Raw genomic sequence first — 14965 nt, 5'->3', positions numbered from 1 at the left:
GATCACCGCGCCGTGAACTTGATGCCAACGGCGGTAACCACCACGTTGACGACGAACAGTGCCATGAAGGCGAAGACGACGGTCTGATTGACCGCATCGCCCACGCTCTTCGGCCCGCCCTTGACGTTCAGGCCCAGATAACAGGCGACCAGTCCGGCGACGAGTCCGAACAGGGTGGCCTTGACCTCCGAGATGACGAGTTCGGGCAGATTCGTCAGCAGCGTGATGCCGTTGACGAACGCGCCCGGGTTGACGTCCTGCAGGAAGACCGAGAACAGGAAGCCGCCGAGAATGCCGATGGTGCAGACGAGGCCGTTGAGCAGCGCCGCCACGAACATGGAGGCGAGCACGCGGGGCACCACCAGGCGCTGCACCGGGTCGATGCCCAGTACCCGCATGGCGTCGATCTCCTCGCGGATGGTGCGCGCGCCCAGGTCCGCGCAGATGGCGGTGGCGCCCGCACCGGCCACGATGAGCACCGTGACCATGGGCCCGATCTGGGTCACCGCGCCGAAGGCGGCGCCCGCCCCGGACAGGTCGGCGGCGCCGATCTCCCGGAGCAGGATGTTGAGCGTGAAGCTCACCAGCACCGTGAACGGAATCGCCACGAGCACCGTCGGAAGAATGGAAACCCTTGCGACAAACCACGATTGATCAACGAATTCACGTCGCTGGAATGGTGGCCGCACCGATGCGCGGGCGACGGCGCCGGCGAGTTCGAAGAACCCTCCGACCGCCCGCAACGGTACGGCGAGGACATCATTCATTCCCGCGATTCCTCCTGCCCCTGCCTGGCCATAGCAGCCGAGATTGATTTGTGATCCCGGCCCTACTCGAAGATTAGAACACGTTCTCGTGCCGTTCGGGAAGATTTCGACGGTTTTGAACAGGGCTTCTTTCTGAACTGGTGTCCAGTTTTGAGAACACGTTCACCTCACGCCCACCGTCACGAGCATGACGCCTTTGTGAGGCGTCACACATAGTTAGTCCCCATTCCTACCAACGTTTGATCGCATGATCAACCGCTGATCAGAGGGCCGAAACCCTCCGACAACTGATGTGAGGGTCGACTAACCAAGATCCATCAGCGACGACGCGGAGAAACTCGCGCCCGCAGGACGATCGGCGAAATATCCGCCGAGTGTTTCTGCAAGACCCGCTGTGGTCCACTCACCCTCGGCATCGAAGCGACGCTCCACCACGGGAGCGGCCATGAGCGCCACCATCGGGCCGTAGACGACGAACAATTGGCCGGTGACGGCCGCGGCGGCGGGCGAGGCCAGATAGGCCACCAAGCGCGCCACGTGATCGGGAGACAGCGGATCCGGACCCTCTTCGGGGGCCGCGGAGAAGACCTTCTCGGTCATGGCGGTGCGCGCCCGCGGCGCGATGGCATTGGCGGTCACGCCGAAATTGGCCAGCGCGCGCGAGGCCGACAGCGTCAGCGCGGTGATACCGGCCTTGGCCGCACCATAATTCGCCTGCCCGGCCGGACCGAGCAGACCCGCCTCCGAGGAGGTGTTGACGATGCGCCCGTACACCGGCGCGCCGGCCTCCTTGGACTTGGCCCGCCAGTAGGCCCCGGCATTGCGGGTCAACAGGAAGTGCCCGCGCAGATGCACCGCGAGGACCGCGTCGAAGTCCTCGTCGGACATGTTGAACAGCATCTTGTCCCGGGTGATCCCGGCATTGTTGACCACGATGTCCAGCCCGCCGAAGGCCGCCTCGGCGGTGGCGATCAGCGCGTCGGCGGTGGACCGCTCGGCAATCGAGCCGGCCACGAACTCCGCCTTGGCCCCGAGCGCCCGGATGTCGGCGAGGGTTGCGCCGACCGCGTCGTTTTCGGCAAGGTCGTTCACAATGACCGACGCACCGGCGCGGGCCAGCTCGAGGGCCTCGGCCCGGCCCAGCCCGGCGCCGGCCCCGGTCACCACGGCAACCCGGCCGGCAAGACTCACATCAGAATCGCTCACCGGGCCGACTCTAGAACGTGTTCCACTTGCCGGGCAATAGCGAATTCAGCCCAGCTTCAGCGCCGCCTTGGGGCACTGCGCCACGGCCGTCTCGATATCGGCCTTATTGGCCTCGGTGACCTCGGACTCGACGATGTGCAGCACATCGTCGTCATCGAGATCGAAGACGTCGGGGGCGATTCCGACGCAGATTCCGTTCGCTTCACACTGGTCGAGATCGACAGTGAGCTTCATAGCTGACTCCTTCACCACGGATATGGCCCGAGCGTAACAAGCACGGGTGCGCACGGGTAGCCGAAACGGCCCGTCCAGGGTGCGATACTGGAACATGTTTCACTAGCTGTGCAATGATCGGCTGAACCCTGAAACGAAGGCTAGAGGTACTGCTATGCGGATCGCATACACGCCGCAACAGGAACAGCTGCGCGCTGAGCTGCGTGATTATTTCGCCCGTCTCATCACTCCCGAACGGCGGGAAGCGCTTTCGGCCCAGACCGGAGAATACGGCTCGGGCAATGTCTACCGCGAGGTGGTGGCCGAGATGGGCCGCGCCGGCTGGCTCACCCTGAGCTGGCCGAAAGAGTATGGCGGGCAAGACCGTTCCACCATGGATCAGCTGATCTTCACCGACGAGGCCGCCATCGCCGGCGCCCCGGTGCCGTTCCTGACCATCAACTCGGTGGCGCCGACGATCATGCACTACGGCACCGAGGAGCAGAAGAAGTTCTTCCTGCCCAAGATCGCGGCGGGCGAACTGCACTTCGCCATCGGCTATTCCGAGCCGGGCGCGGGCACCGACCTGGCCTCGCTGCGCACCGCCGCGGTGCGCGACGGCGACGAGTGGATCATCAACGGCCAGAAGATGTGGACCTCGCTCATCGCCTACGCCGATTACATCTGGCTGGCGGCGCGCACCGATCCGGAGGCCAAGAAGCACAAGGGCATCTCCATGTTCATCGTGCCGACCTCGGCCGAGGGCTTCTCCTGGACGCCGGTGCACACCATGGCGGGCCCGGACACCAGCGCCACCTACTACCAGGACGTGCGGGTCAAGCACACCGATATGGTCGGCCCGGAGAACGGCGGCTGGTCGCTGGTCACCAATCAGCTCAATCACGAACGCGTGGCGCTGACCTCCTCCGCGCCGCTGGCCCTGGCCGTCGCGCAGACCACCGAATGGGCGCGCAACACCAAGAACAGCAATGGTTCCCGTGTCATCGACGAGGAATGGGTGCAGATCGCGCTGGCCCGCGTGCACGCCAAGGTGGAGTACCTCAAGCTGCTGAACTGGGAGATCGCCTCCCGCGCCGATGCCGGCGGGGATGCCGCGCCGCGGCCGTGGGATGCCTCCACCTGCAAGGTGTACGGCACCGAGCTGGCCACCGAGGCCTACCGCACGCTCATGGAGGTCCTCGGCCCTCAGGCCTACCTGCGCCAGGATTCCCCGGGCGCGCAGCTGCGCGGCCGCCTCGAGCGCATGCACCGCGCCTGCCTGATCCTCACCTTCGGCGGCGGCACCAATGAGGTGCAGCGCGACATCATCGCCATGACCGCCCTCAAGCAGCCCCCGGCCGCGCGCTGATCGAAAGCTAGGTATCAGACATGGATTTCACGCTCACCGAAGCGCAGCAGGACCTGGCCCGGCTCACCGCCGAGGTGACCGGCAAGCTGGTCACCGCCGACAAGCTGCGCGCCCTCGACAAGAACACCGATGCCTCCGGTGCGCGCACCGTGCGCTTCGACGAGACGCTGTGGGCCTCGCTCGCCGAGACCGGCGTGCTGGCCGCCGCGCTCCCGGAAACCGTGGGCGGCAGCGATTTCGGCGTGCTGGAGCAGACGTCGATCCTGCGGGAACTGGGCAAGGCCGTGGCCGCCGTCCCGTACCTGTGGTCGATCGTGCTCGGCGCGGGCGCGCTGGCGCGGTTCGGTTCCGAGTCCCAGCGCGAGCTGGCCGCACAGGCCGCCGCCGGCGAGGCCATCCTCACCGTGGCGCTGGCCGAGGAGCGCAACTGGGAGCCCGCCAAGCCCGTCACCACCGCCGACGAGAACGGCGCCTGGCGCATCACCGGTCTCAAGACCACCGTGCCGTTCGCACGGCAGGCCACCCGAATCCTGGTGCCCGCCACCGTCTCCGGGCAGGCCGCGCTCTTCCTGGTGGACCCGTCCGATGCGACCGTGCACCTGGCCGATCAGATCGTCACCGACCGCTCCCCCGAGGCGCAGCTCGAATTCGAGGGCGCGCCCGCCGAATTGGTCGGCACCCTGGAGCAGGGGCCGGAGATCCTGGACTGGCTGCTGCACCGCGCCTGGCTGGGCCTGGCCGCCCAGCAGCTCGGCACCCTGGAGAAGGGCCTGGAGCTGGTCGCCGACTACGCCCGGGAGCGCGAGCAGTTCAATCGCAAGATCGGCAGCTTCCAGGCCGTCGCCCAGCGCCTGGCCGACGCCTACATCGATGTGCAGGCGGTGCGGCTGGCCGTCCAGCAGGCCGCGTGGCGGCTGGCCGAGGGCCTGTCCGCCGACGCCGAGATCCACACCGCCAAGTTCTGGGCCGCCGAGGCCGGTCACCGCGTCGCCCACACCGTGGTGCACGTGCACGGCGGCGTCGGCATCGACCGCGACCACATCGTGAACCAGTACTTCACCGCCGCCAAGCACAATGAGTTCGTCCTCGGCGGCGCCACCGATCACCTGCGCGCCCTCGGCGGCCTGCTGGCCGGTTAGGGCACCAGCGGTCCGGCGAGCACCCGCTCGCCGGCCAGCCGGTCACCCTCCCAGGCGAAGGCCGGGCCGGTGGCCGGCTTGCGCTGCCACAGCGCCAGCAGCAGATCCGATGCGGTGCCGGAGATCTCGGCCACCGGCTCCCCCGGCCCATACGTCCACTGCGGCCCGGTATCGGTGGCCCGAACCCGCAGCGCCACATCGGGTTCGGTGGCCAGCCCGCGCAGAATCATGCGCGGCGCGAACAATTCGAACACCTCATTGATCCCGTCCACCGCCAGCTCGAGCTCGAACGGCGCGGCGGTCCCCAGCGCATCCTGCCCATCCCACAGATGCATGGCGGTCTCGTGCATCCGCCGCCGCTGCCAGAACCCCACGGTCCGCGGCATCTGACTGGTGAACGTCCACGCCGGCGTCTCCGGATCCACCGACAGCGACCCCACGATCGCCTCCGAGCTCCGATCGAACCAGTCCCGCAACTCCACCGGATCCTTCGGCGCGGGCTCCCCCTGATAATCCCCCCGCCCCTCCGCGACCGCCGTCACGACCCACATATTCCCCTGCCCGAGATGATCGGCCAGCTCATAGAAGGTCCAATCACCACACCCGGGCACCGGCGCGCCCAACGGCAGATCCGGCGTGATGAGCTCACCGAACGCCGTGAGCCGCTGGCGGAGAATGGCCATGTAATCCATGCCGATACCGTAAAGCCGATCGCGCTCCGGCACCCGGCGACTCACGATTCCAGCTCACGCACCGGGAAATCGCGGGCCGCGACCGGGTCCGCGTTATCGGAGGCGGGTTCGAGCTCCCGCAGCAACTGCGCGCCCAGGGCGTCGCGGCGGATGACCCGGCCGAGTTCGGCGGCGGCGCGGTAGTGGGCGGGGCTGCGGAGGAGGCGGCGGACGGTGCGGGCGATGCGGGGTGGGGTGGCGGTGCGGGGCAGGGTGATTCCGGCGCGGTGGGCGCGCAGGCGGGCTGCGTTGTCGGCGTGGTCGCGGCCGTGTGGGAGGACCAGCAGGGGGAGGTCGGCGGCCAGGGCCTTGAGGACGGTGTTGTGGCCGCCGTGGGTGATGACCAGGCTGGCGTGACGCATGATCTCGTGGTGGGGGGCCGTGCGCAGGACGGTCACATTCGGCGGGGCGGTGATCACGGCCGGATCGATGGCCGGGCCGGTGGTCATGATGCCGCGCACCGGGAGATCGGCGAAGGCGGTGGCAATGCGCTGCAGGCAATCGGTTTGGCGCTGGAAGGTGGTGGAGAGGGAGATCAGGATGAGCGGGTCGCCGCCGTCGGGGACGGTCCAGGGGGTCTCGCTCGTCCAGGACGGATCGTCGAGGATGGGGCCTGCCCAGCGCACGCCATCGGGGTGCTGCGCCGGGAAATCGAATGCCTCGCTGGACAATACGAGCTGGCGATGGGCGAGTTGGACCTGATCCTGATAGTGGGCCAGGCGCTCCAGATCGAATTCGGCGCGCAGCGCGTTCAACTGCGATAGCAGTTCCTGGTCCCAGCGGCGCTGCACGAGCGTCCCGATGATCCGGTCCCGCCAGCGTCCGAGCGGGCCGCGGGCCGGGCCGAAACCGGATCCGGGCGGCGGGCCGCCTTCCACCGGCAGCGGATAGATGCCGGGGATCAGCACCGAGAACGGCACCCCGCGCGATTGCGCCGCCACCATGGCGCCGAACGCGAAATACGAGGCCAGCACCAGATCCGGTCGCGCACTGTCGATCTCGGCGGCGGTATCGCACGCGAAGCCGGCGCCCGCCCGGGACCGCATGCGCGCCCCCGCGGCCGTCACCTCCGCGGCCAGGGATTCCTCGGCCAGCACCGTGACCTCGTGCCCGCGTCGCACGAGCCTGCGCACCACCCCGAGTTCCGCCGGTACCGTCCCCCCGCTTCCGGTCAGCGCGACCAGGTAGCTGTACGTCATCGGGCACCTCCTGTCCGCCACTCTGTCACGGTCGGGCAGATCGCGCGGCACCGATGAGTTTTTACCGCCCGGTTCGTCCCTATCCATGACATCAACGAAGCGCACTCGACATGCGGATGAAAGGACGAGCCGACATGGCCAGCAAAATGATCTTCATCAACCTCCCCGTGGCCGATCTGGACCGGTCGAAGGGCTTCTACGAGGCGCTGGGCTGGAAGGTGAACCAGGACTTCACCGACGGCAATGCCGCATGCATCGTCATCGACGACAACATCTGCCTCATGCTGCTGACCAAGGACTTCTTCCCGACCTTCTCGAAGCGCCCGATCGCCGACACCAAGTCCGCCATCCACGCCGCCTACGCCCTGTCGCTGGGCAGCGCCCAGGAAGTCGACGCCCTCACCGAGGCCGCGCTCGCCGCCGGCGCCACCGAAGAGGTGAACGACGACAAGCGGGCCCAGGAAGCCCAGGCGGGCATGCACGGCCGCACCTTCATCGATCCGGACGGGCACCAGTGGGAGCCGTTCTACATGGACTACCCGGGCGCGAACTGACCCGAAAGCCGCAAGGGCGGGCGACCGGAATCCGGTCGCCCGCCCTGCTTTTCGGCCTCTTACGCGGGTTTGGCGGTCGCCATGGCGCGCTCGGTCTCCCAGAAGGCGCGCAGCGCGAGGATCTTCCCGTCCGCGTCGACCTTGTAGGTGAACACGCCCTCGGCGTCGATGACATTCCCGCCGACGGTGGAGCGGATGCGGCCGGTGAAGGCGATCTCCGAACCACAGGCGAAGGAATCGTCGAAGAGGAACTCGATCGAGTCCGTCATGGCGATCGCCTTGTCCCAGAACGCCGCGATGGCCTCGGTCCCGCGGTGTCCCTTGCCGTCCGGATCGAAGAAGGACGGGCCGACAGGATCCTCGACAATGCCGTCCGCCGCGAACAGCGACACCCAGGTGTCCTTGTCCCGCGCGCGCACCGCGGACTGCGAGGCGAAGGCGGCCACCCGCGCCGGATGATCGGTTCCGGTGGTCGTACCGGTCTCGGTTGTCATGGCTGCTCGCTTCCTACGACCCACATCGAGAAGTACTGCGACCCACCGCCGTACGCGTGGCCGAAGGCCTTGCGCGCACCCGCGACCTGATAGTCGCCGGCCCGGTCCATGACCTGCTTGGCGGATTCGGCGAACCGGATCAGGCCCGACGCGCCGATCGGATTGGAGGACAGCACGCCGCCGGAGGGATTGACCGGCAGCTTGCCGCCGAGGGCGGTGTCACCGGAGTCGGTGAGCTTCCAGCCCTCGCCCTCGGGCATGAAGCCCAGGTTCTCCAGCCACATGGGCTCGAACCACGAGAAGGGCACATAGATCTCGGCCGCATCGATCTCCTCGAGCGGATTGGTGATCCCGGCCTGCCGCCACAGCGCGCGGGCGGCCTCCTGTCCCGCAAGGGGATTCACCTGATCGCGCCCGGAGTAGGCGAGCGGTTCGGTGCGCATGGCGGTGCCGTGCACCCACGCCACCTTGCGCCCCCGGGCCTCCATCGCCTTGGCCGAGGCCTCGTCGCCGATGACCATGGCGCAGGCGCCGTCCGAGGACGGGCAGGTCTCGTCGAAACGAATGGGGTCCCACAGCATTTGCGAGGCCATCACCGATTCCATGGTGATCTCGGCCTGCTTGAGATGCGCGAGCGGATTCCGCGCGCCATTGCGGCGATCCTTCACCGCCACCATGGCGCCGATGTGCAGCGGGGCATTGGCGCGGCGGATGTAGGCGCGCACGTGCGGGGCGAAGTAGCCGCCCGCGCCCGCGCCGACCGGTTTGGTGAAGGGCACCGGATTCGACAGCGCCCACATGGCATTGGATTCCGACTGCTTCTCCCAGGCGACGGCCAGCACCTTGCCGTACACGCCCGCCTGCACGTGATTGGCGGCCACGATGCCGGTGGAACCGCCGACCGAACCTGCGGTGTGCACCCGCAGCAGCGGTTTACCGGTCGCGCCCAGGGCATCGGCCATGAACAGCTCCGGCATCATGGCGCCCTCGAAGAAATCGGGGGCCTTGCCGACCACGACGGCGTCGATATCGGCCATGGTGAGCTCGGCATCGGCGAGCGCACGGTCGATGGCCTCGCGGCACATGCCCGGCATGGACACGTCCGACCGCTTGGTCACATGGTGGGTCTGGCCGGTGCCGAGTACGGCGGCCGGGTTGCTCATCGTGCCTCCAGGGTGGCGACCAGGTTCTGCTGCAACGCCGGACCGCTACTGGCATGGGCCAGTGCGCGATTCGCGGTGCCATTGATGATTTCGGTGGCGGCGAAGCCGATGCGCTCCAGGCCCGCCGCGAACATGGGATTGCCCGCCAGCGGTCCGCCGGAGGGGTTGATGCGGGTCGAGCCGTTCAGCCCGATCGCCTCCTTGAGAATGATCTCCTCATGGCTGAACTGGGCATTCAGCTCGGCGACATCGAATCCGCTCGCATCACCGCCGGTGACGGCACGCGCCGCCTTGGCGGTGGACGCCGACACGGTGAGATCGCGCGCGCCCAGCATGGGGGTGTCGATGTAGTGCGCCATCCCGGTCAGCCACGCGGGCCGCTCGCACAGCTCGCGCGCCCGATCGCCCACCGCGAGCACGATGGCGGCCGCGCCATCGGTAATGGGCGCGATGTCATGGGCGCGGAACGGATCGGCCACATACGGTGCGGCCAGCAGCTTGTCGATATCGGTCTCGGTGCGCGCGGTGGCGGCGCCCGCGCCATTGGCGGCGGCGTTGGCGGCGACCGCGGCCATGTCCCGCTCGGTCCAGCGCCCGGCGGACAGGCCCGCCCGCGCCTGCAATCCGGCCATGGACACCGCGTCCGGCCCCAGCGGCGCGACCAGGTACGGATCGGTCTGCAGGGTGAGAATCTGCCGCAGCGTGCCCGCCGACGCCTTGCCGAAGCCGTAGACCAGGGCCGTCTTCGCCTGTCCGGAACGCAGTTTCACCCACGCCTCGTACAGCGCCCAGGCCGCGTCCATCTCCACGTGGGATTCATTGATGGGCGGCACCGCGCCGATGGAGTCGATGGCGGAGATGAACGAGAAGGCGCGCCCGGCAAGGTAATCCGAGGATCCGGAGCACCAGAAGTCGATATCGGCGGTCTTGATGCCGAGCTTCGCGTACAGCTCCGTGAAGCAGGGCTGCAGCATTTCCACGCCATTGGTGGTGCCGAAGGTCTCCGGCACGTGCGGCGCGTGGGCGAACCCCACCACCGCGATGTCACTTGCTGTGTTGCTCAAGGTGTTTCAGCGCCTCTCTACAGGTGGTGCGCGAAGGACTCGTAGGCCGCGTCGGGCTCGCCGGTGGGTTCGAAGTGCAGGATGTTGTCCAGCCCGTAGTCCCATTCCTCGCGCGGCTTCCACACCGCCTTGACCCGCATGCCCATCCGCACATCGGTGGCCGCCAGGCCGAGCACCAGGTGCAGGAACGGAATATCGGCCCCGTCCAGCAGGATGTAGGCGGCCACGTACGGCGGCTTGATGCGCTGGCCCTGGAACGGCACGTTCACGATGCAGAAGGTGGTGACGATGCCGGTGTCGGGCAGCTCCACGTAATCCTCGGTGGGCGCGCCGGTGCGCGGATCGGCGCCGCGCGGCGGGAAGTACACCTTGCCGTCATTGCCCGCGCGCGCACCCAGCAGGCGGCCCTCGACCAGGGCCTTCAGGAATTCGGTCTCCTGCGGGGCGGCGGTGTGCTTGAAGCTCAGGTCGATCGGGGTGACGATGCCGGTGATCGGCTCGCCCTCCTGCTCGGAAGGGCTTGCCGCGACCGAGGTTTCACCCGGCTCGAAGCAGGCGATGTCGTGAATGGAGCCGCCGCGCTCGCCGGCCCAGCGCGCCCGCACCCGCATGCCGGTGCTCATATCCTCGGGCGCGGCGACGTCCACGGCGTGCAGCAGCGCGGTGTCGGCCCCGTCCAGCTCGATGAGCGCGTAGGCGAAGGGCCGGTCGAAGGGCTGGCCCGGCAGCGGTTCGGCCACCCAGCTCCAGCTGCGCACGGTGCCCACATCGGCCACGTCGACGAATTCGGTCAGCGGTTCCGCCGTGATCGGATCGAATTCCGCGGGCGGCACGATCACGCGCCCATCGGAACCCCGCACCCCGACGATCCGCCCGGCGCGCAGCCCGGTCAGGAAGCGTCCGATGGTCGGGCCGGTGGAGCGGGTGTAATCGAACGTCATCCGCAGCGGTGCGGCGAGTACTTCGGTGTTCCCCAGAGTCACGAGATCGAGTAGAACAGGTTCTAACAACGGTCGCAAGAGCCCAAGTGGGAAGGGAACCGAACATGCGCTTTGGGTTGCAACTCGGATATTGGGGCGCGCAGCCGCCCGCCAATGCACAGGAATTGGTGATCGCCGCCGAGGACGCCGGATTCGACGCGGTGTTCACCGCCGAGTCCTGGGGTTCGGATGCCTTCACGCCGCTGGCCTGGTGGGGTGCGAGCACCGACCGGGTGCGCCTGGGCACCTCCGTGGTGCAGCTCTCGGCGCGCACGCCCACCGCCACCGCCATGGCCGCGCTCAGCCTCGATCACCTCAGCGGCGGCCGGGCCATCCTCGGCCTCGGCGTCTCGGGCCCGCAGGTGGTGGAGGGCTGGTACGGCCAGCCCTTCGCCAAGCCGCTGACCCGCACCCGCGAGTACGTCGACATCATCCGGCAGGTGCTGGCCCGCGAGGGCAAGGTGACCAGCGCGGGGCCGCATTATCCGTTGCCCTACAACCGATCCGACGCCAGCGGGCTGGGCAAGCCGCTCAAGCCCATCACCCATCCGCTGCGCGCGGACCTGCCCATCTGGCTGGGCGCGGAGGGGCCGAAGAACGTGGCGCTGACCGCCGAGATCGCCGACGGCTGGCTGGCCATCTACTACACGCCGCGGCTGGCGGACATGTACAACGCTTGGCTGGACGAGGGTTTCGCGCGGCCGGGTGCGCGCCGTTCCCGCGCGGACTTCGAAATCGCCGCCACCGCACAGGTCATCCTCACCGACGACCCCAAGGCGGAGCTCGATCGCCTGCGCCCGGTCATGTCCCTGTACATCGGCGGCATGGGCGCGGAGGAGCTCAATTTCCACGCGCAGGTCTACCGCCGCATGGGTTACGGCGAGCAGGTCGACGAGATCACCCGGCTCTTCCGCGCGGGCAAGAAGGACGAGGCGGCGGCCGCGGTGCCCGATGAGCTGATTCTGGACACCATGATCATCGGCGACGAGGCGCATGTGCGTCAGCAGTTGCGGGTATGGGAAAAGGCCGGCGTGACAATGCTGCTCGTCGGCGTCCGGGATCTCGCCCAAATGGAACGGTTGCAGCCGCTTATTCAGTCGTAGAACGCGTTTCAAATCCGCATTCGGGCTGGCGATTGGTCATCTGACCGCATAGTCTGTGACGGGGGACACATCGCCCGCTCGATCGGTGCGGAATCCGGTCTCGAAATCCAACCTTGCGGCGAGCAAGAACACGTTCTATTTTCATCCTGTGAGCTACAACATAGCGGACCTCGTCGAGCACACCATCGACCTCATGCCGGAACGTGTCGCGCTGGCCGATGACACTCGTTCGGTGACCTACGCCGAGTTGGAGGACCGAGCCAATCGGCTCGCGCACTACCTGCAGGAACAGGGGGTGCGGCCGGGCGACAAGGTCGGCGTCTACTCGCGCAACACCATTGAGGCCGTGGAAGCCATGGTGGCCATCTTCAAGGCCCGGGCAGTCATGATCAACGTGAACTACCGGTACGTCGAGAACGAGTTGCAATACATCTTTACCAACTCGGATATGGTCGCGCTCATCCACGAGCGCCGCTACAGCGACAAGGTGGCCAATGTGCTGCCGAATGTGGCCGCCATCGGATCGGTCATCACCGTCGAGGACGGCACCGATCTCCCGCTCCCCCCGAATGCGGTGGAATACGAAGCCGCGCTTGCCGGCTCGCACGGCGAACGGGATTTCGAGGAGCGCTCCTCCGACGACATCATGATGATCTACACCGGCGGCACCACCGGCCTGCCCAAGGGCGTGATGTGGCGGCAAGAGGACTGGTGGCGCGTCCTCGGCGGCGGCATCAACTTCTACACCGGCGAATTCATCCAGGACGAGTGGGAGCAGTCCAAGGGCGGCGCCAGCGGCGCCACCGCCATGGTGCGCTACCCGATCCCGCCGCTGATCCACGGCGGCTCGTTCACCGCGACCCTGCACAGCCTGTTCGACGGCGGCAAGGCCGTCATGCTGCCCGAGTTCAGCGGCCACGGCGTATGGCAGGCCATCGAGCGGCACGGCATCAACATGATCTTCATAACCGGTGACGCCATGGCCCGCCCGATGCTGGACGCGCTGCGCGAGGGCAATCCGGAAACCGGTGCGCCGTACCAGCATTCGAGCCTGTGGGTGCTGGCCAGCAGCGCGGCGCTGTTCTCGCCGGCGCTGAAGGACGAGTTCATCGAGAAGTTCCCGAACGCGCTCATCACCGATTCCATCGGCTCCTCGGAGACCGGCTTCGGCGGGCTGGCCGTGGCGACCAAGGGCGCCACCCACACCGGCGGACCGCGCGTCAAGATCGACGGCTCCACCAAGGTGCTCGACGAGAACGGCAACGAGGTGGTGCCGGGCTCCGGGCAGGTCGGCCTGCTCGCCCGCACCGGCAACATCCCGCTCGGCTACTACAACGACCCGGTCAAGTCCGCGGAGACGTTCAAGGAGTTCAACGGGATTCGCTACTCCATCCCCGGCGACTACGCCCGCGTGGAGGAGGACGGCACCGTCACCATGCTCGGCCGCGGATCGGTGTCCATCAACTCCGGCGGCGAGAAGATCTACCCCGAGGAGGTCGAGGGCGCGCTCAAGGCGCACCCCGATGTCTTCGACGCGCTCGTCGTCGGCGTGCCCGACGAGCGCTGGGGACAGCGCGTGGTCGCGGTCGTGCACTGCCGCGACGACAAGCGCCCGACCCTGGAAGAGTTGCGCCCCACGCTGACTCAGGAGATCTCCTCCTACAAGATGCCGCGCAGCCTGTGGTACGTGGACGAGATCAAGCGGTCGCCGGCCGGCAAGCCCGACTACAAGTGGGCCAAGGCGCAGACCGAGGCGCGCGAGGCCGACAACCACGCCCAGGCGCCGACGACCAAATAGGCGAGAACGGCTATCGCTGTGCCCACCTGTTGATACAGGTGGGCACGGCTGTTTCTGAAGTGGCAAAAATGGCGCAATCGAGCGGTGTTTCTTGTCGGTGGCCTGTGCAAGAGTGTCAGTCATGAGCAAGCCAGCAGGGCCGTCCGGCACCATCACGGACGAGGTATTGCAATCGTTCGAGGGGCACCGGCGCGAGCTGTGCGCGTACGCGTATCGCATGCTCGGCTCGTCCTTCGAAGCCGAGGACGCGGTGCAGGAATCCTTCACCCGGGCGTGGAAGTCCTACGACGCGTTCGAAGGCCGCTCGAGCCTCCGCTCGTGGCTCTACAAGATCACCACCAATGTCTGCCTGGACATGCTCGACGGTCCGCAGCGCCGCGCCCGGCCCATGGATCTGTCCGGTCCCTCCACCCCCGATTCACCGCTCCCCATGCCGGAGCCGGATTACGTCTGGGTGGAACCGATTCCGAATGCCCTGGCCTTCGGCGCGGACCCGGCCGAGGCCGCCAGCGCCAAGGACACGCTGCGGCTGGCCTTCGTGGCCGCGGTCCAGCATCTGCCCGCCACCCAGCGCGCCATTCTGATCATGCGCGAGGTGCTGCGGTTTTCCGCCAGCGAGACCGCGGACATGCTCAATGTCTCGCCCGCCTCGGTGAACAGCGCGCTGCAGCGCGCCCGCGCCACCATGTCCAAGGTGAACGAGGTGGCCACGCCCTCGGATGTCTTCGACGAATCCAATGAGCAGCAGCGCAAGCTCATCGACGATTTCGTCAAGGCGTTCGAGTCCTACGACATGGAAGCGCTGACCGAGCTGCTCAAAGCCGATGTGGCGCTGTCCATGCCGCCCATCCCGCTCTGGGTCTCCGGTCCGGAGAACGTGGCCGCGTTCATGCTCGGCACCGGCCATGCCTGCCGCAATTCGCGCATGGTGCCGGTCGGCGCCAACGGCATGCCCGCCTTCGCGCACTACAAGCCGAGCGCGGATCAGCCCGGCGTGTGGGTGCCGTGGTCGATCACCATGCTCGAGATCGACGGCGATCGGGTCGCGGGTCTCAACTTCTTCCTCGATACCGATAAGCTCTTCCCGCTCTTCGGTCTTCCGATGGAGTACCGGGAGAACTAAAGGGACCTTGTCGCCGGGCACGGTGGAGCGCCGGGGTGGTCCGGTGCAGTCCGGCGACATGC

Annotated in this window: 15 protein-coding genes; 6 read left to right on the top strand and 9 right to left on the bottom strand. The window is 67.6% G+C overall.

What is annotated here, in order from left to right; genetic code table 11:
* Positions 1-2: 2 nt before the first annotated feature.
* The 3 genes from ACFVIV_RS00950 to ACFVIV_RS00940 form a co-directional block, all read right to left on the bottom strand.
* Positions 3-767, bottom strand: a complete 765-nt coding sequence (locus tag ACFVIV_RS00950) for an MlaE family ABC transporter permease (protein WP_379192508.1) — start codon at positions 765-767, stop codon at positions 3-5.
* A 303-nt stretch (positions 768-1070) separates the two neighbouring features.
* Positions 1071-1973: a 3-oxoacyl-ACP reductase gene (locus tag ACFVIV_RS00945; protein ID WP_379192507.1), complete on the bottom strand. Its 903-nt coding sequence runs from the start codon at positions 1971-1973 to the stop codon at positions 1071-1073.
* A 45-nt stretch (positions 1974-2018) separates the two neighbouring features.
* Positions 2019-2207 (bottom strand): ferredoxin, encoded by a 189-nt coding sequence (locus tag ACFVIV_RS00940; RefSeq protein ID WP_379192505.1) that lies wholly within the window; start codon positions 2205-2207, stop codon positions 2019-2021.
* Positions 2208-2361: 154 nt separating this feature from the next.
* Between ACFVIV_RS00940 and ACFVIV_RS00935 the strand changes: the two genes are divergently transcribed.
* Positions 2362-3555 carry an acyl-CoA dehydrogenase family protein gene (locus ACFVIV_RS00935; protein WP_379192503.1) on the top strand — a complete coding sequence of 398 codons (1194 nt, stop codon included), beginning with the start codon at positions 2362-2364 and terminating at the stop codon, positions 3553-3555.
* A gap of 20 nt (positions 3556-3575) precedes the next feature.
* Positions 3576-4694, top strand: coding sequence for an acyl-CoA dehydrogenase family protein (locus ACFVIV_RS00930; protein ID WP_379192501.1), 1119 nt, complete (start codon positions 3576-3578; stop codon positions 4692-4694).
* Here ACFVIV_RS00930 and ACFVIV_RS00925 read toward each other — a convergent pair.
* Positions 4691-5386: a maleylpyruvate isomerase family mycothiol-dependent enzyme gene (locus tag ACFVIV_RS00925; protein WP_379192499.1), complete on the bottom strand. Its 696-nt coding sequence runs from the start codon at positions 5384-5386 to the stop codon at positions 4691-4693. The genes ACFVIV_RS00930 and ACFVIV_RS00925 overlap by 4 nt on opposite strands.
* 41 nt (positions 5387-5427) lie before the next feature.
* Entirely contained in the window at positions 5428-6624 is a 1197-nt protein-coding gene (locus ACFVIV_RS00920) for a glycosyltransferase (protein WP_379192497.1), read from the bottom strand.
* Between the two features lie 134 nt (positions 6625-6758).
* Between ACFVIV_RS00920 and ACFVIV_RS00915 the strand changes: the two genes are divergently transcribed.
* The gene (locus ACFVIV_RS00915; RefSeq protein ID WP_379192495.1) at positions 6759-7178 is read left to right on the top strand and encodes a VOC family protein; all 420 of its coding nucleotides are present in this window, start codon (positions 6759-6761) and stop codon (positions 7176-7178) included.
* Positions 7179-7237: 59 nt separating this feature from the next.
* Here the strand turns inward: ACFVIV_RS00915 and ACFVIV_RS00910 are convergent, their stop codons facing one another.
* The 4 genes from ACFVIV_RS00910 to ACFVIV_RS00895 are packed head-to-tail and all read right to left on the bottom strand — an operon-like array spanning position 7238 to position 10840.
* The gene (locus ACFVIV_RS00910; protein WP_379192493.1) at positions 7238-7672 is read right to left on the bottom strand and encodes a nuclear transport factor 2 family protein; all 435 of its coding nucleotides are present in this window, start codon (positions 7670-7672) and stop codon (positions 7238-7240) included.
* Positions 7669-8835, bottom strand: a complete 1167-nt coding sequence (locus tag ACFVIV_RS00905) for a thiolase domain-containing protein (RefSeq protein WP_379192491.1) — start codon at positions 8833-8835, stop codon at positions 7669-7671. Before ACFVIV_RS00905 ends, ACFVIV_RS00910 begins: the two co-directional genes overlap by 4 nt.
* Complete coding sequence (locus ACFVIV_RS00900; RefSeq protein WP_379192490.1) at positions 8832-9899, bottom strand: thiolase domain-containing protein; 1068 nt, start codon at positions 9897-9899, stop codon at positions 8832-8834. Before ACFVIV_RS00900 ends, ACFVIV_RS00905 begins: the two co-directional genes overlap by 4 nt.
* Before the next feature lie 17 nt (positions 9900-9916).
* Positions 9917-10840: a Zn-ribbon domain-containing OB-fold protein gene (locus tag ACFVIV_RS00895; protein ID WP_379193102.1), complete on the bottom strand. Its 924-nt coding sequence runs from the start codon at positions 10838-10840 to the stop codon at positions 9917-9919.
* A gap of 104 nt (positions 10841-10944) precedes the next feature.
* Here ACFVIV_RS00895 and ACFVIV_RS00890 point away from each other — a divergent pair, with 104 nt between their 5' ends.
* The 3 genes from ACFVIV_RS00890 (at position 10945) to ACFVIV_RS00880 (ending at position 14903) form a co-directional block, all read left to right on the top strand.
* Positions 10945-11982 carry an LLM class F420-dependent oxidoreductase gene (locus ACFVIV_RS00890; protein WP_379192488.1) on the top strand — a complete coding sequence of 346 codons (1038 nt, stop codon included), beginning with the start codon at positions 10945-10947 and terminating at the stop codon, positions 11980-11982.
* Positions 11983-12130: 148 nt separating this feature from the next.
* Complete coding sequence (locus tag ACFVIV_RS00885; RefSeq protein WP_379192486.1) at positions 12131-13780, top strand: acyl-CoA synthetase; 1650 nt, start codon at positions 12131-12133, stop codon at positions 13778-13780.
* A 121-nt stretch (positions 13781-13901) separates the two neighbouring features.
* Entirely contained in the window at positions 13902-14903 is a 1002-nt protein-coding gene (locus ACFVIV_RS00880) for a sigma-70 family RNA polymerase sigma factor (protein ID WP_379192484.1), read from the top strand.
* Positions 14904-14965: the final 62 nt, after the last annotated feature.

The sequence above is a fragment of the Nocardia sp. NPDC127526 genome, from assembly GCF_042672265.1.
In the GTDB taxonomy this organism is placed as follows: domain Bacteria; phylum Actinomycetota; class Actinomycetes; order Mycobacteriales; family Mycobacteriaceae; genus Nocardia.
This window is presented reverse-complemented; position numbering and strand designations above follow the sequence as displayed.

Excerpts from the sequence above, each read along its gene's own strand:
- ACFVIV_RS00950 (WP_379192508.1), bottom strand. The coding sequence starts at position 767 with ATGAATGATGTCCTCGCCGTACCGTTGCGGGCGGTCGGAGGGTTCTTC.
- ACFVIV_RS00940 (WP_379192505.1), bottom strand. The coding sequence starts at position 2,207 with ATGAAGCTCACTGTCGATCTCGACCAGTGTGAAGCGAACGGAATCTGC.
- ACFVIV_RS00935 (WP_379192503.1), top strand. The coding sequence starts at position 2,362 with ATGCGGATCGCATACACGCCGCAACAGGAACAGCTGCGCGCTGAGCTG.
- ACFVIV_RS00930 (WP_379192501.1), top strand. The coding sequence starts at position 3,576 with ATGGATTTCACGCTCACCGAAGCGCAGCAGGACCTGGCCCGGCTCACC.
- ACFVIV_RS00925 (WP_379192499.1), bottom strand. The coding sequence starts at position 5,386 with ATGGATTACATGGCCATTCTCCGCCAGCGGCTCACGGCGTTCGGTGAG.
- ACFVIV_RS00920 (WP_379192497.1), bottom strand. The coding sequence starts at position 6,624 with ATGACGTACAGCTACCTGGTCGCGCTGACCGGAAGCGGGGGGACGGTA.
- ACFVIV_RS00915 (WP_379192495.1), top strand. The coding sequence starts at position 6,759 with ATGGCCAGCAAAATGATCTTCATCAACCTCCCCGTGGCCGATCTGGAC.
- ACFVIV_RS00910 (WP_379192493.1), bottom strand. The coding sequence starts at position 7,672 with ATGACAACCGAGACCGGTACGACCACCGGAACCGATCATCCGGCGCGG.
- ACFVIV_RS00905 (WP_379192491.1), bottom strand. The coding sequence starts at position 8,835 with ATGAGCAACCCGGCCGCCGTACTCGGCACCGGCCAGACCCACCATGTG.
- ACFVIV_RS00895 (WP_379193102.1), bottom strand. The coding sequence starts at position 10,840 with ATGACGTTCGATTACACCCGCTCCACCGGCCCGACCATCGGACGCTTC.
- ACFVIV_RS00890 (WP_379192488.1), top strand. The coding sequence starts at position 10,945 with ATGCGCTTTGGGTTGCAACTCGGATATTGGGGCGCGCAGCCGCCCGCC.
- ACFVIV_RS00880 (WP_379192484.1), top strand. The coding sequence starts at position 13,902 with ATGAGCAAGCCAGCAGGGCCGTCCGGCACCATCACGGACGAGGTATTG.